A 25056-nucleotide genomic window follows, 5' to 3' on the forward strand; every position below is an offset into this window, starting at 1 on the left:
CGGGCTGACTTGCTTCGTTTCGTGCGCGATCAGCGGGAGGCCGTGGCGAAGGCCATCTGCCGACGCTGCCCGGTCATGGAAAAATGTCGCTCGCACGCGCTGGAAGTGCACAAGACCTCCGGCATCGGGGGCGGACCGGGTGAGGGTGAGTTGAGGGCGATGCTCGCGAAACGCGCGCGCAGGACGTGACGTACACGCCGCGCGCGGTGGCGGGGATGCTGGGCATCGCCCCCACCACGCTGAGAACCTGGGACCAGCGCTACGGGCTGGGCCCCTCCATCCGCACGGACGGCGGCCACCGCCGCTACGAGGACGCGGATGTCGAGGTGCTGCGCAGGATGGTCGTCCTGACCGCGCAGGGCGTGTCGGCGGCCGCCGCCGCCGTGCTGGCACGCCAGGAGCCGGTCGCGCCGTCCGACGGCCCGCGCACGCCGATCACCCCTGAGGAAGCGGTGGTGGCCCAGCGGGGGTTCCTCGCCGCCGCGAACCGGCTCGACGAGCCGATGATGGCCGACCTCGCCTCGAAGCTCATCACCGGCCACGGCGTCGTGTCGGCGTGGGAGGACGTGTTCGTCCCGGCCCTGGTGGAACTGGGCGACCAGGTCGTCCGCACGGGGCTGGGCGTGGAGGTCGAGCACCTCGCCAGCGGAAGCGTGCTGCACGCCCTGCGCGCCATCCCCCGCACGAGCAGTCCCGGTGTGCTCGCCGCCCTGCTGTCGTGCGCGCCCGAGGAGCAGCACTGGCTGCCCCTGGAGGCGTTGGGCGCGGCGCTGTCCGAAGAGGGCTGCCTGTGGGGCAACCTGGGCGCCCGCGTTCCCGCCGAGGCGTTGCGCGACGCGGTGACCCGTCTGCGGCCCACCGTCGTGCTGGTGTGGGCGCACCGGCCCGACCTGGCGCGGCGCGTGCCGCTGGAGCGGCTCGGCACCGGGTCGGACCCGGTGGTCGCGGTGGCCGGCTCCGGCTGGGAGGGCGTGCCGCTGCCGTCGTTCGTGCACCGGCCCCGGAGCCTGCGCGAGGCGGTCGAGCTGGTCCTGGACCGCGTGCGCGGTTAGAACACCTCGCGGTCGCGCTCCTGCACGCGCACCTCGTCCACGTCGGGGAGCCGCCGCAGACCTCGCACGGCGCGAGCCATCCGGTGGTTCCCGGCGACCTGTTCCTCGTGCGGGTCGAGCCACGCCCAGTAGCCCGCGGTGAACGGGCAGGCGCGGTCTCCCGTGCGCCGCCTGGGGTCGAACCAGCAGGTCCGGCAGTGGTCGGTCATGCGGTTGAGGTAGGCACCGCCGCTGAGGTACGGCTTGGTCGCGATCGTGCCGCCGTCCGCGTGCTGGCTCATGCCGATCACGTTCACCGGCATGACCCACGGGAAGCCGTCCACGAAGGACGTGACGAACCAGTCGTTGAGCGCGGCCGGGTCGTAGCCCCGTTGCAGAGCGTGGTTCCCCAGCACCATCAGCCGTTGGACGTGGTGCACCCAGCCGTGGCCGCGGACACCCTCCAGGGCGGTGCGCAGGCAGGCCGCCCGCACTCCCCCGGCCGCAGCTCGCTCCACCACCGCGGCAGCTCGGCCGTGGCGTGGAAGCCGTTGCGCCGCCGGTAGTCCTCGCCGAGGTGCCAGTACAGCTGCCACACGTACTCGCGCCAGCCGAGCACCTGCCGGACGAAGCCCTCGACGCTCGCCAGCGGCGCGTGGCCGCCGCGGTAGGCGTCCTCCGCCGCGTGGACGACTTCGAGGGGGTGCAGGAGCCCGTGGTTGAGCGGCACGGAGAGCAACGAGTGCGCCATCGTCCAGTCGCGCGTCAGCACCGCGTCCTCGTGCGGGCCGAAGTGCGGCAGGCGGTCCCGGACGAAGACCTCCAGCGCCCGCAGCGCTTCCGCGCGGGTGATCGCGAAGCGCCGCGGGCCGTCCTCGCCCACTGCGGGCAGGTCCATCGCGTCGAGGTCGGCGCGCACCCCGGCGTCGATCTCGTCCTCCTCCGGCCACCACGGGGTCGCGACGCCGAGCGCGCTCTGCTTCGGCGGCGGTTCGCGGTTCTCGGCGTCGAAGTTCCACCGGCCCCCGACCGGGGACCCGCCCTCCATCAGCACGTCGAAGCGGTGCGCTGGTAGCGGTAGAACTCCTCCATCAGGAACCGCCGGCGTGTGCCGGCCCAGGCGGTGAACTCCGCGCGGGACAACGCGAACCCGGGCGTGGGCAGCACTCGACGCCGAGCTCGGTCAGCATCCGCCGGGCGGCGTGCGAACCGGGCTGGTAGGCGGTGGCAGGGCCTTCGACCTTCCGGATCGCCTCGCCGTAGGTCTCCGCGCGGACCAGCGTGACGCGGCCGGGGAACTCGGCGGCGAGGTGGCGCATGCCGGACAGCACGAGGTGCAGCTTCTGCCGGTGGTACGGCTTTCGGCGCAGCGCGGTGGCCGACTCGACCAGCAGGATCTCGTCGTGCGTCGTGTGGAAGTGCGGCCCGAACTGGTCGCCGAAGAGCAGCAGCGTCACCGCGCACCGCGCAGGTCGGCGAGCACGACGCGGGCCGCCCGCCGTCCCGAGTGCAGCGCCCCCTGGATCGAGCTGGTGTCGCGGTGGTCACCGCACACGTACCGCCGATCGCCCGCGCGCACGGACTGCTTCAGCCTGCGCGGCGCGGTCATGGCCGGGATCGCCCGAGGGATGTCGTAGCGCCGCAGCACCTCCCACCGGCTGGTGTCCGTGCCGTACAGCCGGGCCAGGTGCCGGCGGACGTCCTGCTCACCGGCCTCGCCGACCACGGAAGCCTGCACCAGCGGGGCGTGCGGCGAGTACGGGCGCGACACCTCCGACATCACGGCGGTGTTCACGACCGGACCGCCCCCGGCGTCGACGACCAGGCAGCCGTCCCGCAGCGGGGAGCGCGGCGGGCGGAAGTACCACGTCGTGACGCCGTTCCAGAGCGGGTCGACGAGGCCGGGCAGCAGGTGCGCCGCGGTCGTGCCGTCCGTCGCGACCACCACGGCGTCCGCGGTGACCCTTCCACCGTCCTCGAGGTCCACGCCGTTGTCGTGCACGGCCCGCACCGCGGTCTCCAGCTGCACCACGCCCCTCGGCAGGCGTTCCGCCATCGCCTTGGGCAGCTCCCCCATCCCCAGGGCGGGCACCGCCGCGCCGCCACGGGCGAAGCTGCGCCAGACCAGGTGGAAGAACCGCGACGACGTCGTCAGCTCCCGTTCCAGGAACACCCCGGACAGGAACGGGCGGAACACCGCCTCGACCCCGCGGTCGGAGACCCCCAGCTCCCGCAACCCCTCCCAGGTCGTGCGGTCGGGCGCGCCGAACAGCGGCCGGACCGGGCCGAAGGCGTCCGGCACCGAGAAGCGCGCCACCGCGGCCACGTCCCGCGCGCTCAGGACGTGCTGGCGCAGGAACCCGTCCCACGCGGCGGGTCCGCTGCGCGGGTCGGCGAGCAGGTCGTGCCTGCCGTTGTCGTGCACGAACGCGCCCGGCCGGAAGTGCCGCAGCGGGAACGGGCCCAGCTCCAGCCGCTCCAGCTCGGGGTAGCCGGGCAGCAGGATCTGGAAGCCCCGGTCGAACCGCACGCCGTCCTCGACGTCGGTCCGCACGCGTCCGCCCACCTCGTCCGAAGCCTCCAGCACGGTGACCTCGAAGCCCGCCGCGGTCAGCTCCAGGGCGGCGTTCAGCCCGGCGAGACCGGCTCCCACGACGACGATCACAGCGTCCTCCAGCGACGGGCCGCCGAGCGCAGCAACGGCACCCGGCCCTCGGTCGGCACGCTCCACAGGTCGGTGCCGGCGACGCCCCAGCGGCTCAGCAGGTGGTTCGCGGCGGCGAACCCCGTGGTGGCGGCGCGTTCCATGAGCGCGACCGGCAGGTCGACGCGCACGAGGTCGCCCGCGACCACCACGTAGTCGTCCGGTGTGGTCACCCCCGGCCTGCCCGCGTACCCACCGGCCGGGAACAGCGGGCAGTCCTCGCGCAGCTCGTGCCGTTCGTCCACGATCCCCGCCTGCTTGGTCTCCGGGTAGACCTCGGTGAGCTGGTGCCACAGCCGGGCCCGCGCGGACTGCTCGTCCACGTCGGACGGCAGCGCGTAACCGTGCAGCTCCACGACGGCCCCGCCGGTCCGGGCGGCCCAGGCCCGTGCCTCGTGCTCGTAGTGGTTGAGCACGCTGATGTTGTCGAGCAGGTCGTGGCCGCCGGTGCCGAGGAAGCCGGGCCGGTCGGGGTCGACCGGGGAGTCCAGCCAGTACCGCGACACGAGGAACCGCGGCGCGGTGCGGAGTTCGCCGATCTTCTCGCGCCACGCGGCGTCGCCGAGCGAGGGCGAGCCGCCGACGAGACCCCGCAGACCGGGGACGTCGGCGGCGAGCACGACGGCGTCCGCCTCGATCGCACCGCCTCCGATGGTGACGGAGAAGCGCTTCTGCTCGCCCGGCAGCACCGAGCGGACCTCGACGCCCGTGCACACCGTGGTGCCCAGCGACGTGAGGTGGCGCCGCAGCGGTTCCCACAGCCCGTGCGGGAACGGGTCGGCGGCCACGTCGAACAGCAGCCCCTCGGCCGAGCCGAGGAAGTAGATGTGGAACATCACCGCGAGCTCGGCGGCCGACATCCTGGTCGGGTGCGCGAAGAAGCTGCGGGAGAACACCTCGAAGGCGAGGGCGTGCGCAGCCTCGGGAAAGCGGATCCGCTCCAGGTACGTGGCGGCGTCGATGCCGTCGAGCTCCTCGTACACCCTCGGCACGGACACGTCGAGCAGCGAGAGCGCGGCCCGCGCGTTGATGCCGGGCAGGTCGCGCCACCGGAACGTGGGACTGCTGCGCAGGAAGGCGAGCGCGTTCCACGGCACGGTCGTCGGCAGGTTCGCGAAGCCGTCCCGGTGGCCGGAGGCGTGCTGCAGCGGGTAGTCCGGCATGCCGACCAGGGCCCGGCCCGCCGGGTCGACGCGCCGCAGCAACGCCCGCAGGTTGTAGTACTGCCGGAAGAAGGCGTGGAAGCCGCGGGTCATGGTGACCTCGCTGCCGTCGGCGAGCCGGGTGCTCCAGCCGCCGACGCGCCCGCCGAGGTACTTCTCCCGCTCGCACAGCACCACCCGAGCGCCGCGTTCGGCGAGCAGCGTCGCGGCGGAGAGCCCGGCGATGCCACCCCCCACCACGGCGACCACGGGCGCGTCCCCGCCGAACTGCGCACGCCCGGCCGGCGCCGGGATCCGCACCGCCCTGCGATCCCTCACCGCTGCTCCTGTTCCGGCACGTGCCCGCGGAAGGTGTGCACCACACCGAGCTGCAAGCCGGGCAGCGGTGCGCTGCGCACGCCGTTGAAGCCGTTGCGCCGCAATCGATCGCGCAGCGCGGACGCGCCGTCGAAGTCCATCGCGCTGCGCCACAGGTAGGTGTAGAGCGAGCGGTCCCCGGTGGCGAGCCAGCCCGCGGGGACGATGAACCCGCACAGCGCCGTCCACACCGCCGTGCCGAGCAGCGAGTCGCGCACCGAGTACTCGTGCAGCACCAGCGTTCCGCCGGGCTTCAGCATCGAGCCGATCTTCCGCAGCACCGGGTCCGGGTCGGGCAGGTTGCGCACGAGGTAGGCGGCGAAGACCGCGTCGAACCGGCCCTCGTCGACGTCCTCGGCACGGCTGTGCACGAACCTGACCGTCCTGGGCCAGCGCTTCTGCCGCGCCCGCTCGAGCATGCCCTCCGACGCGTCCACGGCGACGATCTCCACGCCCGGCGCGGCGGCGACCAGGGCCGCCGTGGAGGCGCCCGTGCCGCACCCCAGGTCGAGCACCCGCATGCCGGGCTTCAGGCCGAGCGCCATCGCCGAGCGGCGCAGCGCCTGGTGGTAGCCGGGGTTGAGCCCGACGAGGAAGTCGTAGCCGCGGGCGGCGCGGTCGAACTTCCCCGGTACCTCAAGCTTGTTCACGTGCCAGCCTTCCCCGTTCCCACAACAACAACACGGCGGTGACCATCGCGAACCCGTAGAGGAAGTCCTCCACCGGGATGTCCCACGGCACCCGCACCCCGGTGATCGCCCAGTCCGCGTAGAGCACGACCGGCGCGTCGAGCTTCGTCAGCCATCCGTCCACCGGGACCTGGAAGCCGAGCACGATCGCCATCGTGACCCAGTAGGCGGGCCGCTTGAACAAACCGGTGCGCAACAGGCAGAACTCGAGCAGCAGCACCACCACGACCGCCGCCGTGGCGGCGAGCGAGTACTCCTCAACCATTGCGCGACCAACGTTCCGAATGGCCGCGCACGGCCTCGTACGTCAGCACCGCGCACAACGGGATCACCACGAAGAACAGGATTTCCTCGACCGGCAGCACCCCACCGACCAGCACGCCGGTCGTGGCCTCGGGGTGGAAGTGCCAGTGCCCGCGCAGGATCGCGACGACGTCCCAGACCGCGAGCACGAGCAGCACCGGCGCGATGGCACGCGCCAGGTCCGGGACGCGCCGGTACACACCGCGCCCCATCCACTCCAGCGGCACCGTGATGAGCACGCACACGCCCAGCACCGCCAGGTACTCGTACTGGCTTCGCATCGCCGACCTCCTGTGACGACCGTATGGGCGGCGCGGCGACTCTGCACAACGGACGCGGGCACTTTCGTGTTCACCTGAAGTCGCGCAGGAAGTCCAGCACGACACGGGCCGTGGCGCCGGGGTTGTCGCGGTGCGCGAGGTGCCCGGCACCGGGGACGACATGGTGCCGGACCAGCGGGTGCCGCCGCGCCCACTCCGGCGCCGCGGACGCGATGATGCCGGAGAGGTCGTGCTCGCCGTGGCAGACCAGCGTCGGCACCCGCAGCCGCCGGCGCGGGTCGATGTGCCGGATGGCGTCGACGAAGGATCCCCGGGCATGCACCAGCGTGCCGTCGCTGACGCGCCGCGCCGTTCGGTCGAGATGACCGCGTGCTCCTTCGGAACAGGTGCTGTGACCGGCGGCGCGCCGCCGCACCCACCGCTTCGGCGCGAGCCGCAGCAGGGGCACGGACAACCGCAACGCGATCATCGGCAGCAGCGAGGGCTTCAGGGTGAGGCTGGTGGCACCGATCACGACCAGCGCGTCGAGCCCGGTGCGGTGCCTCGATCGCCGCTTCCTCGCTGATGTAGCCGCCCAGGGAGTGCCCGATCAGCACAGCCGCCTCGTCGAGCAACCCCGGCAGGTCGCGGGAGGCCTTCGTCAGGTCGAAGTGCTCGCCGTCCTCGCTGCTGCCGTGGCCGGGCGGGTCCCACGTGACCGTGCGGTACCCGGCTTCCACGAAGAACGGAACCAGCGGGTCGAAGCTGTGGTGGTCGTCCAGGGTCCCGTGCGTGAACACGACCACCGCGCCGTCCGGGTCGCCACGCGTCCAGCACGGCGACAGGGCGGGCACGCGCGAGGGGTTGCCCCGCGGACTCGCCCAGAACCACAGGGTGTCGTCAGCTCATCTCCGCCTTCGAGATCGCGTAGTAAGCGTCGACCGTGTCGCCGTCGATGCCCACGTACGCGTCGATCCACGCCGCCGCGGCGCGCACCAGCGCCAGCAGGACGTCGAACTGCTCTTCCTCTCCCAGCACTCCCAGCACGAGCGCGACCCGTCCGTCGTCACCGGCCGCGAGCCCGCTCAGCACCTCGGAAGCCCGCACGCGGGCTTCCTCTCCCCGCGCCGCCGGACCGTCCACCTCGATCCGCGTGCCGGCGCCGAGCGAGCCGCGGGGAACTCCGCGCAGCAGGATCGCCGCACACGTGTCGATCGCGACGACCTTCGTCCGCTCTTCCGCCGCCAGACACCGGACGGCGTCGGCGGACCACGGATGATCCCGCCTGTTGACCGCTCCCACCGCGGCCAGCGTCAGTTCCCTGGCCTGCACGTCGTCGAGCCGGTGCATCGACTCCCGCCTCCTCCGCGTCGACCCCGACCGGGATGCGCCCCCGCGCGATTTCTGTATTGCTACAACCAACTCGGACATGGTCAAACGATCCGGTGCGCGGTGCACGACGATCGGGCAGCAGTTCACCCGTCCGCAGCGGCGCCAGTCAGGGGTACACGGTTCCAGATGTCATTATCATCGGGATGTTCTGGCCACTCGACTGAGCGGAGACGGTGTTGGCGACTCGCCACCTGTACCTGGTGCGGCACGGCGCGGCGGACCCGTTCGGCGAGCTCACCACGACCGGCGCGCGCCAGGCGCACCTGCTGGGCGACCGCCTCGCCCGGCTGACGATCGACGCGGTGTGGCACTCCCCGCTCCCCCGCGCCGCGCGGACGGCCGAAATCCTGGGCGAGCACCTGCCGGGCGTCCCCGTGACCGAGGCGGCGGAACTGGTGGACCACGTGCCGCACGTCCCGGAGAACCCGCCACCCGCGTGGGCCGGCTTCTTCGACGGCTACGACGCCGCGGAGGCCGCCGCCGGCGCCCGCCTGGCCGAGGCCTTGGTCGACCGGTTCGCCCACCCCGCGCCGTCCGAGACCCACGAGGTCCTGGTGACCCACGCCTACCAAGTGGCGTGGCTGGTGCGGCACGCCCTGGACGCGCCACCGGACCGCTGGCTGGCCATGAGCTGCGGCAACACCGCTCTCACCGTGGTCCAGCACCGCACGGGCACCCCTGCGGCGTTGCTGCTCTACAACGACATGGGCCACCTGCCGGCCGACCTGCGCTGGACGGGCTTCCGGCCCGGACCCCACCCCTGACGTCGCGGTCGGCCCCGTTGATCGCGTCGTGTCAGCCGGAGGCGGCGTTCGACCGGAATGCCCGCTTCAGCGCCGGAGCGCCCGGTAGCGCTTGAGCAGGGCGGTGATCCGCGCGGGATCGGCGGCGCCGTTCAGCTCGGCGAGCAGGTCGTCGGGGCACAGCTCGTAGTGGTCGCCCCACCACCGCCGCACCTTGCCGTCCCAGGTCCGGTACCCGCCGGGCACGCCCCTCGCCGCGTACCGCCGCTTCGCCAACCAGCCCTCCCCGTTCCGCCGTCCGCCACCAGGATCGCACCGGACGGCAAGCGGTGTACCGGGTTCGGCCTGGCCGCCGCGGCGACCAGGCCGCGCCTACCGCGAACGAGATCCGCGGGACAGACCCCCGGCGTTGCGCTGCCCACGCCACACCCAGACCACCAGGCCCGCGAAGACGCTCGCGCACACGACGGCGCCGAGCACGACCACCGGCACGGACGCCCACGTCACCCCGGCGATCACGACCAGCAGGCCGCAGAGGAACGCGGCCACCACGCAGGCCAGGAGCAGGGTCCTGCGGGAGAGGAACACGAAGACCGACGGCTTGGTCAGTTTCGCGGCGAACTCGGGATCCTCTTCGAACAAGCGCTGCTCGATCTCCTCGAGCTCGCGCTTTTCGCGGTCTGCCAGCGCCATCACGAACCTCCTCGTCCGTCGTGCTCCGTCCGCCGCCGGATCCGGCGCCCGCGAGGAGCGCCGGAACCGCGGTTGCTCAGCTCACTCCTCGCCGAAGGCGAAGTCCTCGCCCTCGTCGAACACCTCGTCCACGACCTCTCCGAGCACCATGCCACCGACGACCCCTGCCGCGCCCGCGGCGACCACGCCACCGATGCCGGGGCCGCTGCGGTGGCCGTGGTGGCCGTGCTGGTCGTATCCGTGGTGACCGCCATATCCGGGCTGGTGGCCGTACCCCGGCTGGCCTCCGAACGCCGGGTTGCCCCCGAACGCGGGGTTGGCGTGGCCGCGCTGCGCGACCTGGGCCAGCCAGCCGTTGACGGCCGAGGCCCAGTCGGTGCCCTGCGCCTCCTGGTGCGAGGCCCGGAAGTGCCCGAACGCGTCACCACCCGACGAGAACATCCCGCCGCGCTTGTCGGCCTCCAGGATCACGTACAGCTCGTGCGGGTTCGCCACGAAGGTCAGCTCGACCTGGCTGACCGAGCCCGCGAACTGCGCGGGCGGGAAGAACTCGATCTCCTGGTAGAAACCGAGCTCCTGCGGCACGCCGTGCAGACGGCCCGCCTCGACGTCGGCGCTGCGGAACGAGAAGCCGAGCTGACCGAAGGCGTTGAGCACCGCGTCCTGCGACGGCAGCGGGTGCACCTGGATCGGGTCCAGGTCGCCCTTGTCCGGCGCGCCCGCGATGACCAGCTCCGTGCGCACACCGACGGTCATGCCCGGCAGCTGGCCGCCGCCGACCGCGGTGATCGGCGTCTCCCACGGGAGCGGCAGCTGGAACGGGATCGCGACCAGCTGACCGGCCGGCACCCGCACGCCCTGCTGCACGACCGTGCGGAAGAACTCGGAGACGCCACCGAACTCGTGGTCGCCGTGCTCCACCTCGACCCGGGTGACCAGTGACAGCACGACCTGGCCGATCTCGGCGTCCGCGCTGCCGCCCTGGATGCGCACCTGCCCGGTGACCAGCTGGCCAGGGGCGGCGTGTGGCGAGTCCAGCACCGTGTCGACGGACGGTCCGCCGACGCCGAACGCGCTGAGCATCCGCTTGAACAAGTCTCCTCCTGCGGGACTGGGAGTGGATCAGTTCTGGCGCACCGCAACGCGCGGTGCGTCGGTCTCGTCGTCGAAGTCGCCGATGAGCTCTTCGAGCAGGTCTTCCAGCGCCGCGAGGCCGACGATGCGCTCGTCGCCGGACACCAGGGCGAGCTGGGCGCGGTCGGCCTTCATCGCGGTGACGGCCGCGGCGACCGGCATCCCGGCCTCCAGGGTGAGGACCGGGCCCATCAACGTGCGGGCGTCCGGGTCCTCGCCCCGCGCCGTCGCGCGCATGGCCTCGCGGATGTGCACCAGGCCGACGTAGCGGCCGTGCCGGTCGGTCACGGGGAACCGCGACCGTCCACAGGCGAGGCTGCGGCGCTCGATCTCGCGGGCCGTCGTGGTCTCGGTGACGGTCGAAGCCTCCAGCACCGGCACCATGACCTCGCGCAGCGTCGTCTTCTGCACCTGCAGCATGCGCGTCAGCAGCCGCTGCTGGTTCTCCGGGATCAGCCCGTGCTCGCCCGACTGCCGCACCAGCAGGCGCAGGTCCTCCGGCCGGTGCGCCTGCGCCAGCTCGTCCTGCGGCTCGACCTTCATCAGGCGCAGCAGGGCGTTCGTCGTGTTGTTGAGTCCACTGAGGACCCAGCGGACCGAGTGGGCGAACGCGCGGAACGGCAGCGCCAGCATCAGCGCGGACCGCTCGGGGTCCGAGATCGCCCACGACTTCGGCGCCATCTCGCCGACGACCATGTGCAGGAACACCACCAGCACCAGGCTGATCGTGAACGCGATGCCGTAGGCGACGGCGTCCGGCAGGCCGACCGCGGTCAGCAGCGGGTCGACCAGGTCGGCGACGGCGGGTTTGGCCAGCGCGCCGAGGCCCAGCGTGCACAGCGTGATGCCGAGCTGGGCGCCCGCGAGCATCAGCGACAGCTCGCGCACCCCCGCCACGGCGGCCCGCGCCGCGCGGGACGACTCGGCCTCCTGCTCCAGCCGGTGCCGCTTCGCCGCGATCAGCGCGAACTCGGCGGCGACGAAGAAGGCGTTGAGCGCCAGCAGGACGAACGAGATCGCGAGTGACATCCCGATGCTCATCGGACCTCCTCCCGAACCCGTGTCGTCAGGACGACCGTGTCCGGCACGTTGCGCGCCACAGCGGTGACCAGCACCGTCACCCCGTCCACGTCGACCTCGTCGCCCACCTCGGCGGTGCGGCCGAGCTGGTGCAGCACCAGACCCGACACGGTGTCGTACGCGTCGTCTTCCGGCAACGCGATCCCGGTCGTGTCCTCGACCTCGTCCAGCCGCATGCGGCCGGGCACGCGCCACCGGGCGTCGTCGAGGCGCTCGATGATGTCCTCGTCCAGGTCGTCCTCGTCGTGGATCTCCCCGACGAGCTCCTCCGCGAGGTCCTCCAGCGAGATGATCCCGGCGAAGCCGCCGAACTCGTCGAGCACGCAGGCGAGCTGGCGGCGCTCGGTGCGCAGCCTCTCCAGGACGGCCGGCAGCGGCAGCGTCGCGGGAACGACGAGCGCCGGCGCCGCGACGGCGCCGATGGGGGTGGTGGGCCGCTGCTCGGGAGTGAGGGTGAGGACCTCGGCCAGGCCCACGACGCCGCGGATGTCGTCCAGGTCGTCGCCGACCACGGGGAAGCGCGAGTGGCCGGTGTCGAGCAGCTCCACCACGCGGGAGGCGGGCTCGTCCGCGCGCACCGAGTGCACGTTCACCCTGGGCGTCATCGCCTGCTCGGCCGCCAGCTCGCGGAAGTCGAGGCCGCGGTCGAGCAGCTGGGCGAGCTCGGGGTCCAGGTGACCCTGCTCCCCCGCGTCGCCGACGATCTGCTTGAGGTCCTCCGGCGTGGCGCCCTGGGGCAGCTCCTCCACCGGTTCGATGCCGATCGAGCGCAGCAGCCTGGTGGCCGCCGCGTCGAACAGGCGGATGACCGGGCCGGCGATCTTGAGGTAGACCAGCGTCGACGAGCTCAGCCACTTCGCCAGGGCCTCGGGCTTCGCGATGGCGAGGTTCTTCGGCAACAGCTCGCCCAGCACCATCTGCACGACGGTCGCGAAGATCAGCGCCACGGCCATCGCCAGCGGCACGCCGAACGACTCGGGCAGGCCCAGCAGGTTCGCGAGCCCCGTGCCCAGCAGGGGCTCGGCGACGTACCCGACCAGCAGGGCGGTGACGGTGATGCCGAACTGGGCACCGGAGAGCATGAACGACAGCTTCTGCGTCACGCGCAGCGCCCGTTCGGCGGCCTCGTCCCCCGCTTCGGACATCTGCTGCAACCGGCCCCGGTCGACCGCCATGTAGGCGAACTCCTGGGCGACGAAATATCCCGTGGCGGCGGTCAGCGCCACGATCGCCAGCAGGCCGGAAAAGATCAACACGGCGTGCTCACCACTTCGAGCCGGGTTCGCCCCGGCCCACTACTACAGCCGTCCACGTCGGCATCATCAGGCATGCTCCTACAGTAACACGTAGCACTGTACGGTTCTGGAAGAGGTGCAGGTGGGCGGAGCGTTGAGGTTGGCAGGACTCACCTGGTTCAACGTCCGGAAGCCCACGAAGTTCCCCGCAACGGCACATCGGCGGCGCTGACGGCCCGGCAGACCGTCCCACGGCGGTTCTCGATCGCGTCCGCCGGCCTGCGGACCTCCGGACACGTTGCCGCCGCAGCGCTTCAGCTCACGTTTTGGTTTGAAACGTCAAGGGCATCCCCGTCACGACGCAAACGCATGACGTTCGGATGACAGGGAGAGGACATCATGGGCGCCGATGACAAGTTCGAGGCCAAGAGCGACCAGTTCACGGGCAAGGTGAAGGAAGGCGTCGGCGACGTCACCCACGACGAGGGTCTGCGCTCCGAGGGCAAGGCGGAGCAGGCCAAGGGCCAGCTGAAGGAAGCGGTGGAGAAGGTCAAGGACGCCTTCAAGTAGCACTCGCTCCCGAGCGAGAACGACGGAAGCCCCGCATTCGCGGGGCTTCCGTCGTTTCGGCTGAGCTTCCTCGCGAGCGCCGGCGAGTCGGGCTCGGCGACCTTCACCCGGTCCTCTGTGGACCGGACGCCTCCAGGAAGAGGCCGGTGTAGGTGGGCTGGGCCGCGCCGGCCACCGGACCGGACCCGGATCCGGTGTCCACGTGCGGATGGCTGAAGAGTCCCTGCGCCGGCAGAGCGGACAGCGGCTGCGGGCGAACAGGCACCTGAGCGCGGCCGTCGGTGCGGCCGCTGTCCGCACCCGAGCGCGTGATGTGCTGGATCTGCAAAGTGTCGACTTCCTGTTCCGAGCGAGGTGGTGGATCCGCTTCTTCGCGAGCAGACCTGCGCCCCTTCTCCGGCCTCGGTGGTACCGGCCGTCGGGTCGCGCGCACCGGGATGCCCGTTGTCGCAGGAGGTCAATCCTTCGGGCTCGTCCGATTTCGACGGACGGGCCGCGCACGCCGTCGCGGCGGGTCAGGTGCGGTTCTCCCCCGGTGTGCCGAACGCGGCGAGCGACACCGGTTGCCACTCGCGCCAGGTCCGCAGGCGTTCCTGGTACAGCTCCTCGATCACGGGGAACAGACGTCCGAGGAGCAGCCTTCTGGGCGGGTGCTCCGCGTCGACCAGGGCGAGGACCGCCGGTGCCGTCGCGGCGGCCTCACCGATCTCGAACTCCACGGCGTTCCCGGCACGGGCGCGCGCGTAGTCCGGCGACTCGGCGCTGCGGCGCGATCCCCGGTCGAGCCAGTCGGTCGCGTACGGTCCGGGCTCGACGCAGGTGACGTGGACGCCGAACCCCTCGACCTCCTGCCACAGCGCTTCGGAAAGGCCTTCGAGCGCCCACTTCGAGGCGTGGTAGGCACCGATGCCGGGGTAGGCGCGCACGCCGCCCTCGCTGGTCACCTGCAGCAGGTGCCCGCCGCCCTGGCGCCGCAGGACGGGCAGCACCGCCTGCGTGACCCACACCGCGCCGAAGAAGTTGGTCTCCATCTGCTGGCGCAGCTCACGTTCCGAGAGTTCCTCGACCATGCCGAAGTGGCCGTAGCCCGCGTTGTTGACGACGACGTCGATGCGTCCGAAGTGCTCGGCCGCGCGGTCGACCGCCGCGAAGACGCCCTCCCGGTCGGTGACGTCGAGTTCCAGCGCCAGCACGGTGCCGGGGAAGCGTTCCTCCAGGTCCCGCAGCTTCTCGGGATCGCGGGCGGTGGCGACCACGCGGTCACCCCGTTCCAGCGCGGCCTCCGTCCACAGGCGACCGAAGCCGGTCGACGTTCCGGTGACGAACCAGACTTTGCTCATGACCCGAGTCTGGGCGCCGGATCGGCATGCCACCAGAGAAAGTCGATCAACGCAGGTATTCCGCTCTGGCATACTGAGCTGATGCTCGACGTCCACCCCCAACTGCTGCGCGCGCTGCGGGCCGTGGTGGAGACCGGTTCGCTCACCGCGGCCTCCGAGCGCCTCGGGTTCACGCAGTCGGCGTTGTCCAAGCAGATCGCCGCGCTCGAAGCCGCCACCGGCACGCGGCTGTTCGACCGGGGACCTCGCGGGGTCGAGCCGACGGCGGCGGGCAGCCGGCTGGCGGTGCGCGCGGCGGTGATCCTCGACCAGTACGAGGTCGCCCACCGCGAGCTCGAAGACCTCCCGGCACCGCTCGGCGGCCGGATCGCGCTGGGCGGGTTCCCGACCACGGCCCTGCGCCTGGTGCCCCGCGCGATCGCCCGCGTGCGCGCCGACCACCCGTCGGTCGAGGTCGAGTTCCTGGAGTCGTCGACGCCGGTGCAGATCCGGCGGTTGCGGGCCGGGCGGGTGGACCTGGCGATCCTCGCCTCCGGGGAGGACCTGCCGGACTGGGACCTCACGGGCGTCGAGGTGCAACCGCTGCTCTCCGGCGCGTTGCTGCTCGCGGTGGGACGCCGGCACCGGCTCGCCGGTGCGCGGAGGGTGCCCGTGGCGGAGCTCGCCGGAGAGGGGTGGGTCGTCGGTAGAGGAGCACGCGGGGAACCGCAGTTCGGCGCTTGGCCCACGGTGCCGCGGCCGCGGGTGGTGGCCGAGCTCGGTGACTGGTCGGCCCGGTTCGGGTTCGTCGCCGCCGGACTCGGGATCACGACGATCCCCGGTCTCGCCGCCTCCGCGCTGCCCGACGGGGTCGTCTGCGTGGAGGTGGACGACCCGGGGTGGGCGGGGCGCTCGATGAGCCTCGCGTGGATCGGGAGCCTCACCGCCGCGGCCGCTGCTGTCCGCGCCGCGCTGGTCGAGGAGGCACGGCTGATCGCCGAGCGTCGTTAGCCCAGGATGAGCCGCGCGGTCGCCTCTCCCCTGCGGAACGGGAAGGTGTGCGCACCGCCGACGACCTCCGACCGCGCGTCCCGTGCCGCGGCGGCGAGGCGGTCGACCCAGGGCTGGGGGGCGAACGCGTCGTGCTCGCCGCGTGCCAGCAGCACCGGGCAGCGGACCTCCTCGATGACGTCCTCCGGCGCGTCGTGCTGCGCCGACCGGATGAAGCGCGTGATCTCCGCCGGTCCGCCGCGCAGGTAGTCGGGCACCGTCGCGGGCACCAGTGCGGGCGACTCGTGCAGGAAGTTGCGCACGAACGCGCGGACCAGCTTTTTCACGCCGCGTTGTTCCGGTGGGAAGGTCGGTCCGAGCAGCACCAGTGACCGCACGAGGTCCGGCCGTGCCGCGGCGACGTGCAACGCCGCCTGGGCACCCGTCGAGTGCCCGACGAGGACCACCGGAGCGCTCGGCACCTCGTCGATCCAGCCGCGCACCGCCCCGGCGACGGCGTCGATCCCGGCCGGGCACACCCGCGCCGCCCGGTGCCCGAAGCCCGGCACGTCGAGCAGGTGCGCCGTGGTCCTGCCGCCGCAGGCGTCGAGGGTGTCGACCAGGTAGCCCAGCGCCCCGAGGCCGGGCACGAGGACGACGTCCGGCGCGTCGCCGTGCCGCCGTCCCGCCCGCAGGCTGCGGAACTCGCGCCCGCCGACCCGGTCCCACCGCTCGCGCACGTCCCGCCGGCGGTCCGGCATGGCAGGCCTCCCTTCGTCCCGCTGGAACTACCGCGGCGGGAGCCGCCGGAAACGTGGGGACGCCGGTTGCGAGCGGGCTCACGAAAGAGATCGATTGGCCGCGCGCCCGCCGGGTACACGGCCGTCATGGCAACACATGACTCGAACCCGGGAGACGACCTGGCGTCCTACGCGCCACCGCACGACACCGGCGCCCCCGACGCCGTCGAAACGGACCCCGCCGCCCTGAACAGCGCGGAGGACCTCGACGAGGACCGCCTCCGGCTCGACCCGCTCGAGGCGGGCATGGACCCGCCCGAGCGGTGGAGCGGCGTCGACAAGTACGGCATGACGCCGTACGAGCAGGCCCACGCCCGTCCGCTGGACGACCGTCTCGCCGAGGAGCAGCCCGACGTGCCCGTCGCACCGGAACCGCTGGACGAGGAGGTGCTGGCGGAGGCCGCGGGACGCGGGCAGCTCGCCGACGAACCGGGCGGCTCGGTCGCCAGCACGGCGCGCACCCCCGACGAGCCGGTCTGAGCCCGGCCGGAGCCGGGGCGGGTGTCGCGCGGTGGCCCGGACGCCGCGCACACCCGCCGCCGGATTTCGCTCCGATCCGCGTTTGAGGCGCGGCGACGCGGGCACAGGCTGCCCATGGAGATGCGAGGACGTCGCTGGGACCAGTCGTTGCCCGCCCTGCTCGACGGTTACGCCTGGCTGCCGGGACTGCGGCGCGCCGCCGGCAGCGACGTGGTGCGGACACGGGTTATGGGCAAACCGGCCCTGGCGTTGTGCGGGCCGGAAGCGGCCCGGTTCTTCTACGACGAGAAGCACGTGCTGCGCTCCGGTGCGATTCCGAGCCCCGTGCTGAGCACCTTGTTCGGGCACGGTGCGGTCCACACCCTCGACGGTGACGCTCACCGCCGGCGCAAAGCCCTCTTCCAGTCGGCGGTCACGCGGGACTCGACCGCCGCACTGGTCAGCAGCGTCGCGGCCGCCTGGGAGGACACCGTCGTGGGATGGCGTGCGGGCCGCCCGGTCGTGCTCTTCGACGAGGCGAGCCGGGCGCTGACCGCGGGTGTGCGCCGCTGGGCGGGCCTCCCGGTCGCGACGCACGACGTGGGCGACCTCGCGGCGGACCTGGTCGCGATGGTGGACGGTTTCGCCACGGCCGGACCGCGGCACTGGCGCGCGCGGCAGGCGCGCAAGCGGCGCGAGGCGTGGCTCGGCGCGCTGGTGGACCAGGTGCGGCACAACGAGTTCGACGCGCAGCACGGCTCGGCTCTCGAAGTCGTCGCGGGGCACCGCGACGCCGACGGCGAACCGCTGGACCCGCACACGGCCGCCGTGGAGCTGCTCAACTTCATCCGGCCGACCGTGGCGGTGTGCTGGTTCGTCGCGTACGCCGGACACGCCCTGCACCGCTGGCCGCAGCACCGCGAACCGCTGAAAGCAGGCGGTGACTTCGCTGTCGCGTTCGCGCACGAGCTCCGCCGCTTCTACCCGTTCGCACCCTTCGTCGGTGGCCGTGCCGCCGAGGACCTGACCTGGCGGGGCGAGCAGGTCCCGGCGGGTTCTCTGGTGCTGCTGGACCTCTACGGGCAGAACCACGACAGTCACCTGTGGACGGACCCCTACCGGTTCGACCCGCACCGGTTCCTCGGCCGCGAGATCGGGCAGTGGGACCTCGTCCCGCAGGGTGCCGGCGATCCGCACACCGGGCACCGCTGCCCCGGCGAGCCGTTCACCGTGGCCGTGCTCGCCGAGCTGTGCACCCGCCTGGCGCACCAGGACTACGAGGTGCCGGACCAGGACCTCACCATCTCGCTGAGCCGCATCCCGGCCCGGCCGCGCAGCGGGGTGGTGCTCGTCCCGCGGTGAGCCCCGCGACCGTCATCCCGCCGTCGGAAGAGGCCTCTCCGGCGGCACGTGCAGCGGCAGCAGGGTGACCATGGCGGTGGCGCGCAGCACGCGTGCCACCGCCTCGCTGGCCACGACGCTGATCGGCACGCGGCGCTCGAGCCCGAGCGCGCGGATCCGGGCGAGCGCGGTGATGCCGGACGACCCGAAGAACGTGACCCCCGAGAGGTTCAGCACGACCTCCTCGGCGCCCGCGGCCACCGCCCGCGCACAACGCCGTTCCAGCTCGTCGCAGTTCGACAGGTCCACCTCGGCGAACGACTTCACCTCGACGACGCCGCGAGGTGAACGGCTCCGCGCCTCGCCGACCTCGACCAGTCCCAGCAACGCTTCGACACCGCCGTCGCGGTGCGCCCGGCGCTGGCGGTCGGCACCGCAGCCGTCGCGGTCCAGCACGCGCAACCCCCTCCGCACCGAAGGCAGGTCACCGTTTGCCTCCAGCACGGGCGTCAGCCGCGAGACCAGGTCGTCCAGCTGCCGGCGCAGCGGAACCAGCCGGCCGGACAGCACGTCGAGCGCCCCGCCCGCGAGGCCGTCCCTGGCCGCCCGCCAGCAGGCCTGGCGCAACGTCTCGGCGGGAACGGGGACGGGCGGCACGCCGCGGCGGACGTCCGCCACGGCCTGGGTCACGAGAGCGCGGACCAGCGCCGCGAGCAGCACCACGTCGTCGATGCCGGCGGCGACGTCCGCGACCCGCACCTCCACCGTCGGCCACCGCGCGGAAGGCCGCACGTCCCAGTAGACCATCGACGGGTCCAGGGCCGTGCCGGCGCTGAGCATCATGTCGCAGAGGGACTCGTAGTGCTGCCACGAGGCGAACACCGGCGGCGGTCCCGAAACCGGCCACCGCGACCACACCATCGACCGCCAGCTCGCGAACCCGGTGTCCGCGCCGCCGGAGAAGGGCGAGTTCGCGGTGACCGCGCCCAGCACCGGCAACCAGGGCCGCACGTGGTTGCAGACCTGCACCGCGGTCTCCCGGTCGGGCACCGCGACGTGCACGTGGCACCCGCAGATCAGCTGCTGGCCCGCGAGCACCCCGAACTCCCGCGCGATGCGCCGGTACCGCACGTCGTCCGTGATCGTCCCCGTCGTGTCCCCGAGCGGCGGCGCACCCACCGCGACCGCCCGGCAACCGGCCTCCCGCGCGGCCAGCGCGACCGTCCGCCGCAGGTCCAGCAGCTCGCGGCGCACCTGGTCCGCGTCGCGGCAGACCGAGGTCTTGACCTCGACCTGGGTGCCGGTCAGCTCGTGGTCCAGGTCGAGCCCGAACACCTGCCGCGCGACGGCGACGACCTCGTCCGCCCGGTTCACCGCCACACCGGTCACCGGGTCCACGAGGAGGAACTCCTCCTCCACGCCGACCGTCGGACCGGACACCGAAATCGCTTCTTCCACGCCTCACCGCCCTGCTCGCAACACTGCGCCGGCGCGCTGCTCGACCGGTGAACGCCTTCCCGCCGAAGCGGGAGGGACACCTGGCGACTACCCCTGCCCTTCACCGCAAAACGCATCCGGGTCCACAGAGAACTGATCGTGTGCCGGGTGGAGCGGGACGTGCACCTGCCTCCGCACGACCGGCTGTACCGAGGAAGACCGAGCGCCAGGGCGTTCCCGAGCTCGTCCACACCGGAGGCGGTGCGACGAGCGGCGATCCGGCCTCGGTGAGAGGTCACGTGCGAGACTCCTGCGCGGCGATCACCACCGCGAAGCACCACCGAGAGGCATGCCGATGATTCCCGAGGACCTCGCCGTCTGGCGCCGCCGCCAGGACGCGGACGAGCCGAACCCGTGGTCGGAAGGCCTGCGGCTGCTCGCCGAGGACGAGCGGCCGGCCGCGCTGGACACGAGCTACCTGACCGCCGCGGACCTCGCCGACCCGGACGTCGCCGCCAACACTCGGGCGATCGCGGAGACGGCCGCGCTGATCACGTGGGTCGCCGAGGACGAGGACGAGGGCCGGGCGTTCGGCTACTGGCGCGGGCCGGACGACCTCCCGCTCTCCGGGGCGCCCGTGGTCAGCCTGGACAACGAGGGCCAGTTCCACCTCCTGCGCGGTGGCACCCTCAGCGAGGCGCTGAGCGGCGAGTACGGCGAGTGGGCGGACGACGGCTACTCCGGCGTGGTGGGGCGGTGCCGGGCCGCGGGTGTGCCGATCGGCGCCGAAGACCCGGACGACCTCCCCGAGCCGGTGGTGTCGCCGACTCCCGCGGACCACCACGTCGCCCGGTACCGCGAGCTGCTCGCGGCCGGCGGATCCGCTGCGGCGCAGGGGTGACCGGCACCGGCTCGTCCCCGCTCGTCGAGGACTTCCTCTCCGGCGACGGGAAACGCGTCCTCTCCGCGGTGTGGACGGTCTTCCGGACCCGCGACCCCGCGGTCCTGGCACCGGTGTCGCGGGCGTTGCCCGCCATCGAGAAGGCGGCGGCGGACGCGGACCTCGGCGGCGTGTTCGTGTCGAACAACGCCAACCTCGCCCACGCGCTCGACCGGATCAGGCTCTTCGCCCAGGGCCGCTGTCTCTGCGCCGCTTACCGTTCGCACCAGTTCTACGACGTCGAGAAGGAGGAGGCCCAGCGGCACGTCCTGGTCGTCGGGACGGTGCCCAACGACCGGCAGTGGGTTCCCGACCGCGTCTGCGAGTGCCTCGGCTGCGGTAAGCGCTTCCAGGTCGAGCAGGGCGAGTACCACTACCCCTGGTGGAAGTGGACCGAGTTGAAGGCGCCCAAGACGATCGTCTGACCACTAGGCTCGGATCGAGGTCTCATCGAACTCTCCGGCCCGTGCGGCCGACGCGGATCCGAGGGAGCTACCTCGCGGAGATGCACTACATCCCGTTCGCACCACACCTGGTGTCGACGCCGCCGGGGACGATGGCCACCTCGCACCAGTGCGGGGCGATCCCCAACTTCTTCGTCCAGGAGTGGCACGCCCTGGAGGAGCGGGAGGTGTGGGACAGCTACGTCCACGCTCCCGACGGGAGCGGCTCGATCGTGAAGGACGGCTACATCACGCTCCCCGACGCCCCGGGCATCGGCGTGGAGCTCGACCTCGACGGGGTCCGGGCGCACGCCGTCGCGGGCTACGGGGTGTTCGAGTAGGTGCCGCCGTCCCTCACCGCAGGTCGTGCGGTGGGGGACGGCGGTTCCCGTCGCGAGGTGACGGGACGCTCACCTCACGGTGATGTTGGAGTTGCCACTGCTGCGGTACCCCTCCGTCGCCATGATCATGTAGTAGCTGAAGTTGCCGAGCCGCATGTTGGCGCGGCTCCACGCGTCGAAGTGGTTGCCGGTGGTGATGGACCCGCCGGTCCGCCTCTGCTGCCGGACGCTCCAGAACTGCGGGAAGGTCTTGTTGTCGCCTTCGACGGAAGGCGCGTTGTAGCGCATCGTCTCGTAGATGTCGTACGTGCCGCCGTCGGTCGTCACCGTGCCCCTGTAGTTGCCGGTGGGCCGGTAGTTGCCCCAGTTGTCGACGATGTAGTACTCGACGAGCGGGTTCGACGTCCACCCGTAGAGGGTGAGGTAGGCGTTGCCGGACGGGTTGAAGCTGCCGGAATAGTTCACGGTTCGCCGCGAACCGTTGCTCCAGCCCTTGCCGCCGACGAAGTTGCCGACGTTGCTCCACGACGTGCTGTAGTTGCCGCCGCTGCCGAACTCCATGCAGACCCGGCCGCCGCCGTCGGTCCAGAACGAGTAGTAGTAGCCGCCGTTGTTGCCGGTCTGGCTCGAGCAGGTGGCGGTGATCCCCACGTCGGCGGCGGCGACGCCGGGGGTCAGTGCCATCACCAGCGCGATGCAGGCACCGCGGACCCCTGCTGCGAGACGGCCGCGGGCGCGGCTCGGTCGGGCTGTGGCCTGAACCATGTGCGGTACTCCCTCCTCATCGAGAGTGGTACGGCAGCGGACGGCGCTAAATGACCGGCGAGGTAAGGGGCGACGATTCCGACACTAGCAGCGCCGACAGTGCGCCGAAAGACGGTCAGGCCATTTCCGGAAGTTTCGAAAATTCTCCGACCACGGACTGTTCGAGTGGGGAAACATCTCGAAACTCGCTAAAACTTTTAGCCTCGCGGAAGTGGGCTCAATTTGCCCTCGACCGCACTCCTCGCGCTTTTCCCGCCATTTCCCCACTTGCCGAACACCGAACCGCGGTCGCCCGGCCAGGCCACTCGTGTCGATCTCCACTCGAAGTGTGAGCGCTAACAGAATTGTGCGGCTGACATCGATCGCGCGCATGGAGAACGCCGTGTCGATGGCTGATCAGGCATGGTCGAACGCCTCGTCGATCTACGTTAGCGCTAACAACAGGCGTTGACTGAGAGACTGCATCATGGCTAGGTTCGCTCGCAGAGCCGTCCGCCGCCGGTGCCGTCAGCCGAGCAACTGGAGCGTTCCCATGTCCTCACCGTTGAGTCGACGCAGGTTCCTGAACGCCGCCGGCGTGGCCGCCGTCGCCACCGCCGTGCCTTTACCGGCGGCAGGATCGGCACAGGCGGCCACAACGCCTCCGGTCCGGGGCGACCTGGGCGTGTCGGCTTTTCCGTTCGACCTCTCCGAGGTGCGGCTCACGGCGGGCAGGTGGCTCGACAACCAGAACAGGACGCTGTCCTACCTGCGTTTCATCAACCCCGATCGGCTGCTCTACAACTTCCGCGCCAACCACCGGCTGTCCACGGGCGGCGCGGCGGCCCTGGGGGGTTGGGAGGCGCCGAACTTCCCGTTCCGCACCCACAGCCAGGGCCACTTCCTGACGGCCTGGGCGCAGGCGTGGGCGGTGCTGGGCGACACGACGTGCAGGGACAGGGCGAACTACGTGGTCGCCGAACTGGCCAAGTGCCAGGCGAACAACTCCGCGGCCGGGTTCAACACCGGGTACCTGTCGGGTTTCCCGGAGTCGGACCTCGACGCGATGGAGGCCGGGTCCCCCAAGGCCGTTTCGTACTACTCGCTGCACAAGACCCTCGCCGGGTTGCTGGACGTCTGGCGGTACATCGGCAACACGCAGGCGCGCGACGTCCTGCTGCGGTTCGCCGGGTGGGTGGACTGGCGCACGGCCCGGCTGTCCTACAGCACGATGCAGAGGGTGCTGGGCACCGAGTTCGGCGGGATGAACGCCGTGCTCGCCGACCTGTACCAGCAGACGGGCGACGCGCGCTGGATGGCGGCGGCGCAGCGGTTCGACCACGCCGCGGTGTTCGACCCGCTGGCCGCCAACCAGGACAGGCTGGCGGGCCTGCACGCGAACACGCAGGTGCCGAAGTGGATCGGCGCGGCCCGCGAGTACAAGGCGACCGGGACGACGCGTTACCGCGACATCGCCGTCAACGCGTGGAACATCACCGTCGGCGCGCACACCTACGTGATCGGCGGCAACAGCCAGGCCGAGCACTTCCGCTCCCCCAACGCCATCGCCGCCTACCTCAACACCGACACGTGCGAGGCGTGCAACAGCTACAACATGCTCAAGCTGACCCGCGAGCTGTGGCTGCTCGACCCCGGCCGGGCCGCGTACTTCGACTACTACGAACGCACCCTGCTCAACCACCTGATCGGCCAGCAGAACCCGGCGGACCCGCACGGCCACATCTGCTACTTCACCGGCCTGAACCCCGGCCACCGGCGCGGCAACACCGGACCGGCGTGGGGCGGCGGGAACTGGAGCACCGACTACACCACGTTCTGGTGCTGCCAGGGCACCGGGATCGAGACCAACACCAAGCTCGCCGACTCCGTCTACTTCCACAACGGCACCACGCTCACGGTGAACCTCTACACGCCGTCGGTGCTCACGTGGTCGTCGCGCGGCATCACGGTCACCCAGAGCACGAGCTACCCGGCGAGCGACACGACGACGCTCACCGTCACCGGCAACGCGGGCGGGTCGTGGACCATGCGGCTGCGCATCCCGGCCTGGACGGCGGGCGCGACCGTCAGCGTCAACGGCGTCGCCCAGAACGTCGCCACCACGCCCGGCACGTACGCCACCCTCACGAGGTCGTGGGCGTCCGGCGACGTGGTGGCGCTGCGGCTGCCGATGCGCGTGATCGTCCAGCCCGCCAACGACAACCCGAACGTCGTCGCGGTCACCTACGGCCCGGCCGTGCTGGCCGGCAACTACGGCAGCACCGCGCTGTCCGCGCCGCCTTCCCTCGACGTCAACTCCGTCACCCGCACCAGCTCGTCGTCCCTGGCGTTCACCGCGAGGGCGAACGGGGCGCAGGTCAACCTCGGGCCGTTCCACGACGCGCACGGCTTCAACTACACCGTCTACTGGAACACCGGCGGTGGCGGCGCGACGAGCCACCGGCTGGTCAACGCCGGCACCGGCCTCGTGCTCGGCGTCCAGAACATGTCCACGGTGGACGGTGGACTCGCCGTGCAGTGGCACGACAGCGGCACGGCCGACCACAACTGGCAGCTGATCACCGACGGGGCGGACGTGCGGCTGCGCAACGTCCACAGCGGCAAGGTGCTGGGCATCGAGAACATGTCCACCGCCGACAACGCGCGAGCGCTCCAGTGGTCGGACAACGGCACAGCCGACCACAGGTGGACGTTGATCTCCAACGGCGACGGCACCCACAAGCTCCGCAACGCCCACAGCGGCAAGTTCCTCGGGATCCTCAACGGGTCCACCGCCGCGGGAGCTCAGGTGGTGCAGGACTCCGACAACGGCTCGGCGGACAACCGCTGGCGGCTGGTCGCCAACTGACGGGAGCGGGCGCAGGTGC

At 71.9% G+C, this 25056-nt stretch carries 30 protein-coding genes and 2 pseudogenes; 11 read left to right on the forward strand and 21 right to left on the reverse strand.

All coding sequences use genetic code 11. The features are described 5' to 3' along the window. The first annotated feature begins 21 nt into the window (after nt 1-21). Nucleotides 22-189 (forward strand): WhiB family transcriptional regulator, encoded by a 168-nt coding sequence (locus V1227_RS10595; protein WP_329792330.1) that lies wholly within the window; start codon nt 22-24, stop codon nt 187-189. Then, nucleotides 186-1052 carry a MerR family transcriptional regulator gene (locus V1227_RS10600; protein ID WP_329792331.1) on the forward strand — a complete coding sequence of 289 codons (867 nt, stop codon included), beginning with the start codon at nt 186-188 and terminating at the stop codon, nt 1050-1052. The genes V1227_RS10595 and V1227_RS10600 overlap by 4 nt, the downstream gene beginning before the upstream one ends. Here the strand turns inward: V1227_RS10600 and V1227_RS10605 are convergent. From V1227_RS10605 to V1227_RS10650, 11 genes and pseudogenes are all read right to left on the reverse strand, one after another. After that, entirely contained in the window at nt 1049-1450 is a 402-nt protein-coding gene (locus V1227_RS10605; protein ID WP_329792332.1) for a hypothetical protein, read from the reverse strand. The two genes, V1227_RS10600 and V1227_RS10605, sit on opposite strands and share 4 nt — an antisense overlap. Then, a pseudogene (locus tag V1227_RS10610) lies at nt 1450-2198 on the reverse strand (cryptochrome/photolyase family protein). The gene V1227_RS10605 and the pseudogene V1227_RS10610 overlap by 1 nt, the downstream one beginning before the upstream one ends. Further along, entirely contained in the window at nt 2123-2488 is a 366-nt protein-coding gene (locus V1227_RS10615) for a cryptochrome/photolyase family protein (RefSeq protein ID WP_329792333.1), read from the reverse strand. Before V1227_RS10615 ends, V1227_RS10610 begins: the two are co-directional and overlap by 76 nt. Then, nucleotides 2485-3696, reverse strand: a complete 1212-nt coding sequence (locus V1227_RS10620) for an NAD(P)/FAD-dependent oxidoreductase (protein ID WP_329792334.1) — start codon at nt 3694-3696, stop codon at nt 2485-2487. The genes V1227_RS10615 and V1227_RS10620 overlap by 4 nt, the downstream gene beginning before the upstream one ends. After that, nucleotides 3693-5216: an FAD-dependent oxidoreductase gene (locus V1227_RS10625; protein WP_329792335.1), complete on the reverse strand. Its 1524-nt coding sequence runs from the start codon at nt 5214-5216 to the stop codon at nt 3693-3695. The genes V1227_RS10620 and V1227_RS10625 overlap by 4 nt, the downstream gene beginning before the upstream one ends. After that, nucleotides 5213-5905, reverse strand: coding sequence for a class I SAM-dependent methyltransferase (locus V1227_RS10630; protein WP_329792336.1), 693 nt, complete (start codon nt 5903-5905; stop codon nt 5213-5215). The genes V1227_RS10625 and V1227_RS10630 overlap by 4 nt, the downstream gene beginning before the upstream one ends. Next, a complete protein-coding gene (locus tag V1227_RS10635) occupies nt 5892-6209 on the reverse strand; it encodes a lycopene cyclase domain-containing protein (protein ID WP_329792337.1) in 318 nt (105 codons plus the stop codon). Before V1227_RS10635 ends, V1227_RS10630 begins: the two co-directional genes overlap by 14 nt. Continuing rightward, complete coding sequence (locus V1227_RS10640) at nt 6202-6528, reverse strand: lycopene cyclase domain-containing protein (protein WP_329792338.1); 327 nt, start codon at nt 6526-6528, stop codon at nt 6202-6204. The genes V1227_RS10635 and V1227_RS10640 overlap by 8 nt, the downstream gene beginning before the upstream one ends. Before the next feature lie 70 nt (nt 6529-6598). Further along, a complete protein-coding gene (locus V1227_RS10645; protein WP_329792339.1) occupies nt 6599-7042 on the reverse strand; it encodes an alpha/beta fold hydrolase in 444 nt (147 codons plus the stop codon). A 19-nt stretch (nt 7043-7061) separates the two neighbouring features. Then, nucleotides 7062-7361: pseudogene (locus tag V1227_RS40625) on the reverse strand (alpha/beta fold hydrolase); the annotation flags it as partial. A gap of 46 nt (nt 7362-7407) precedes the next feature. Then, nucleotides 7408-7857, reverse strand: a complete 450-nt coding sequence (locus V1227_RS10650; protein ID WP_329792340.1) for a hypothetical protein — start codon at nt 7855-7857, stop codon at nt 7408-7410. A 215-nt stretch (nt 7858-8072) separates the two neighbouring features. Here V1227_RS10650 and V1227_RS10655 point away from each other — a divergent pair, with 215 nt between their 5' ends. After that, nucleotides 8073-8663, forward strand: coding sequence for a histidine phosphatase family protein (locus tag V1227_RS10655; RefSeq protein WP_329792341.1), 591 nt, complete (start codon nt 8073-8075; stop codon nt 8661-8663). A 66-nt stretch (nt 8664-8729) separates the two neighbouring features. Here the strand turns inward: V1227_RS10655 and V1227_RS10660 are convergent, their stop codons facing one another. The 5 genes from V1227_RS10660 to V1227_RS10680 all read right to left on the reverse strand — a co-directional run bounded on the left by V1227_RS10660 (nt 8730) and on the right by V1227_RS10680 (nt 12805). Continuing rightward, nucleotides 8730-8918 (reverse strand): hypothetical protein, encoded by a 189-nt coding sequence (locus V1227_RS10660; RefSeq protein WP_329792342.1) that lies wholly within the window; start codon nt 8916-8918, stop codon nt 8730-8732. Nucleotides 8919-9014: 96 nt separating this feature from the next. Continuing rightward, on the reverse strand, nt 9015-9335 hold the full coding sequence (locus V1227_RS10665; protein WP_329792344.1) for a DUF3040 domain-containing protein: 321 nt from the start codon (nt 9333-9335) through the stop codon (nt 9015-9017). Between the two features lie 81 nt (nt 9336-9416). Beyond that, nucleotides 9417-10430, reverse strand: a complete 1014-nt coding sequence (locus V1227_RS10670) for a sporulation protein (RefSeq protein WP_329792345.1) — start codon at nt 10428-10430, stop codon at nt 9417-9419. Nucleotides 10431-10457: 27 nt separating this feature from the next. After that, nucleotides 10458-11510 carry a hemolysin family protein gene (locus tag V1227_RS10675; protein WP_329792346.1) on the reverse strand — a complete coding sequence of 351 codons (1053 nt, stop codon included), beginning with the start codon at nt 11508-11510 and terminating at the stop codon, nt 10458-10460. Further along, nucleotides 11507-12805: a hemolysin family protein gene (locus V1227_RS10680; RefSeq protein ID WP_329792347.1), complete on the reverse strand. Its 1299-nt coding sequence runs from the start codon at nt 12803-12805 to the stop codon at nt 11507-11509. The genes V1227_RS10675 and V1227_RS10680 overlap by 4 nt, the downstream gene beginning before the upstream one ends. Nucleotides 12806-13183: 378 nt before the next feature. On the opposite strand from V1227_RS10680, the gene V1227_RS10685 reads away from it, so the two are divergent. After that, complete coding sequence (locus V1227_RS10685; protein ID WP_329792348.1) at nt 13184-13354, forward strand: CsbD family protein; 171 nt, start codon at nt 13184-13186, stop codon at nt 13352-13354. A 103-nt stretch (nt 13355-13457) separates the two neighbouring features. Here the strand turns inward: V1227_RS10685 and V1227_RS10690 are convergent, their stop codons facing one another. Together V1227_RS10690 and V1227_RS10695 are read right to left on the reverse strand one after the other, a co-directional pair. After that, nucleotides 13458-13682: a hypothetical protein gene (locus V1227_RS10690; RefSeq protein WP_329792349.1), complete on the reverse strand. Its 225-nt coding sequence runs from the start codon at nt 13680-13682 to the stop codon at nt 13458-13460. 187 nt (nt 13683-13869) lie between these two features. Next, complete coding sequence (locus V1227_RS10695; RefSeq protein ID WP_329792350.1) at nt 13870-14694, reverse strand: SDR family NAD(P)-dependent oxidoreductase; 825 nt, start codon at nt 14692-14694, stop codon at nt 13870-13872. 81 nt (nt 14695-14775) lie between these two features. On the opposite strand from V1227_RS10695, the gene V1227_RS10700 reads away from it, so the two are divergent. Further along, nucleotides 14776-15684 (forward strand): LysR family transcriptional regulator, encoded by a 909-nt coding sequence (locus V1227_RS10700; protein WP_329792351.1) that lies wholly within the window; start codon nt 14776-14778, stop codon nt 15682-15684. Here V1227_RS10700 and V1227_RS10705 read toward each other — a convergent pair. Beyond that, the gene (locus tag V1227_RS10705) at nt 15681-16424 is read right to left on the reverse strand and encodes an alpha/beta fold hydrolase (protein ID WP_329792352.1); all 744 of its coding nucleotides are present in this window, start codon (nt 16422-16424) and stop codon (nt 15681-15683) included. The genes V1227_RS10700 and V1227_RS10705 overlap by 4 nt on opposite strands. Before the next feature lie 126 nt (nt 16425-16550). On the opposite strand from V1227_RS10705, the gene V1227_RS10710 reads away from it, so the two are divergent. Together V1227_RS10710 and V1227_RS10715 are read left to right on the forward strand one after the other, a co-directional pair. Further along, nucleotides 16551-16943 (forward strand): hypothetical protein, encoded by a 393-nt coding sequence (locus V1227_RS10710; protein WP_329792353.1) that lies wholly within the window; start codon nt 16551-16553, stop codon nt 16941-16943. A 120-nt stretch (nt 16944-17063) separates the two neighbouring features. Further along, entirely contained in the window at nt 17064-18284 is a 1221-nt protein-coding gene (locus tag V1227_RS10715; protein WP_329792354.1) for a cytochrome P450, read from the forward strand. A gap of 12 nt (nt 18285-18296) precedes the next feature. Here V1227_RS10715 and V1227_RS10720 read toward each other — a convergent pair whose 3' ends face one another. Continuing rightward, entirely contained in the window at nt 18297-19703 is a 1407-nt protein-coding gene (locus V1227_RS10720) for a glutamate--cysteine ligase (RefSeq protein ID WP_329792355.1), read from the reverse strand. 346 nt (nt 19704-20049) lie between these two features. Between V1227_RS10720 and V1227_RS10725 the strand changes: the two genes are divergently transcribed. The 3 genes from V1227_RS10725 to V1227_RS10735 are packed head-to-tail and all read left to right on the forward strand — an operon-like array spanning nt 20050 to nt 21424. Next, nucleotides 20050-20601, forward strand: coding sequence for a hypothetical protein (locus V1227_RS10725; RefSeq protein WP_329792356.1), 552 nt, complete (start codon nt 20050-20052; stop codon nt 20599-20601). Further along, nucleotides 20598-21065 (forward strand): hypothetical protein, encoded by a 468-nt coding sequence (locus tag V1227_RS10730; protein ID WP_329792357.1) that lies wholly within the window; start codon nt 20598-20600, stop codon nt 21063-21065. Before V1227_RS10725 ends, V1227_RS10730 begins: the two co-directional genes overlap by 4 nt. 41 nt (nt 21066-21106) lie before the next feature. Further along, nucleotides 21107-21424 carry an enolase C-terminal domain-like protein gene (locus V1227_RS10735; protein WP_329792358.1) on the forward strand — a complete coding sequence of 106 codons (318 nt, stop codon included), beginning with the start codon at nt 21107-21109 and terminating at the stop codon, nt 21422-21424. 69 nt (nt 21425-21493) lie between these two features. Here V1227_RS10735 and V1227_RS10740 read toward each other — a convergent pair whose 3' ends face one another. After that, nucleotides 21494-22108, reverse strand: a complete 615-nt coding sequence (locus V1227_RS10740) for a glycoside hydrolase family 11 protein (RefSeq protein ID WP_176959741.1) — start codon at nt 22106-22108, stop codon at nt 21494-21496. A 613-nt stretch (nt 22109-22721) separates the two neighbouring features. Here V1227_RS10740 and V1227_RS10745 point away from each other — a divergent pair. After that, the gene (locus V1227_RS10745; RefSeq protein ID WP_329792359.1) at nt 22722-25037 is read left to right on the forward strand and encodes a beta-L-arabinofuranosidase domain-containing protein; all 2316 of its coding nucleotides are present in this window, start codon (nt 22722-22724) and stop codon (nt 25035-25037) included. Nucleotides 25038-25056 lie beyond the last annotated feature (19 nt).

The organism is Lentzea sp. DG1S-22 (genome assembly GCF_036321065.1).
Taxonomy (GTDB): domain Bacteria; phylum Actinomycetota; class Actinomycetes; order Mycobacteriales; family Pseudonocardiaceae; genus Lentzea; species Lentzea jiangxiensis.

Excerpts from the sequence above, each read along its gene's own strand:
- V1227_RS10700 (WP_329792351.1), top strand. The coding sequence starts at position 14,776 with ATGCTCGACGTCCACCCCCAACTGCTGCGCGCGCTGCGGGCCGTGGTG.
- V1227_RS10695 (WP_329792350.1), bottom strand. The coding sequence starts at position 14,694 with ATGAGCAAAGTCTGGTTCGTCACCGGAACGTCGACCGGCTTCGGTCGC.
- V1227_RS10715 (WP_329792354.1), top strand. The coding sequence starts at position 17,064 with ATGCGAGGACGTCGCTGGGACCAGTCGTTGCCCGCCCTGCTCGACGGT.
- V1227_RS10710 (WP_329792353.1), top strand. The coding sequence starts at position 16,551 with ATGGCAACACATGACTCGAACCCGGGAGACGACCTGGCGTCCTACGCG.
- V1227_RS10605 (WP_329792332.1), bottom strand. The coding sequence starts at position 1,450 with ATGGTGCTGGGGAACCACGCTCTGCAACGGGGCTACGACCCGGCCGCG.
- V1227_RS10650 (WP_329792340.1), bottom strand. The coding sequence starts at position 7,857 with ATGCACCGGCTCGACGACGTGCAGGCCAGGGAACTGACGCTGGCCGCG.
- V1227_RS10705 (WP_329792352.1), bottom strand. The coding sequence starts at position 16,424 with ATGCCGGACCGCCGGCGGGACGTGCGCGAGCGGTGGGACCGGGTCGGC.
- V1227_RS10725 (WP_329792356.1), top strand. The coding sequence starts at position 20,050 with ATGCCGATGATTCCCGAGGACCTCGCCGTCTGGCGCCGCCGCCAGGAC.
- V1227_RS10665 (WP_329792344.1), bottom strand. The coding sequence starts at position 9,335 with ATGGCGCTGGCAGACCGCGAAAAGCGCGAGCTCGAGGAGATCGAGCAG.
- V1227_RS10640 (WP_329792338.1), bottom strand. The coding sequence starts at position 6,528 with ATGCGAAGCCAGTACGAGTACCTGGCGGTGCTGGGCGTGTGCGTGCTC.
- V1227_RS10675 (WP_329792346.1), bottom strand. The coding sequence starts at position 11,510 with ATGAGCATCGGGATGTCACTCGCGATCTCGTTCGTCCTGCTGGCGCTC.
- V1227_RS10685 (WP_329792348.1), top strand. The coding sequence starts at position 13,184 with ATGGGCGCCGATGACAAGTTCGAGGCCAAGAGCGACCAGTTCACGGGC.
- V1227_RS10740 (WP_176959741.1), bottom strand. The coding sequence starts at position 22,108 with ATGGCACTGACCCCCGGCGTCGCCGCCGCCGACGTGGGGATCACCGCC.
- V1227_RS10635 (WP_329792337.1), bottom strand. The coding sequence starts at position 6,209 with ATGGTTGAGGAGTACTCGCTCGCCGCCACGGCGGCGGTCGTGGTGGTG.
- V1227_RS10745 (WP_329792359.1), top strand. The coding sequence starts at position 22,722 with ATGTCCTCACCGTTGAGTCGACGCAGGTTCCTGAACGCCGCCGGCGTG.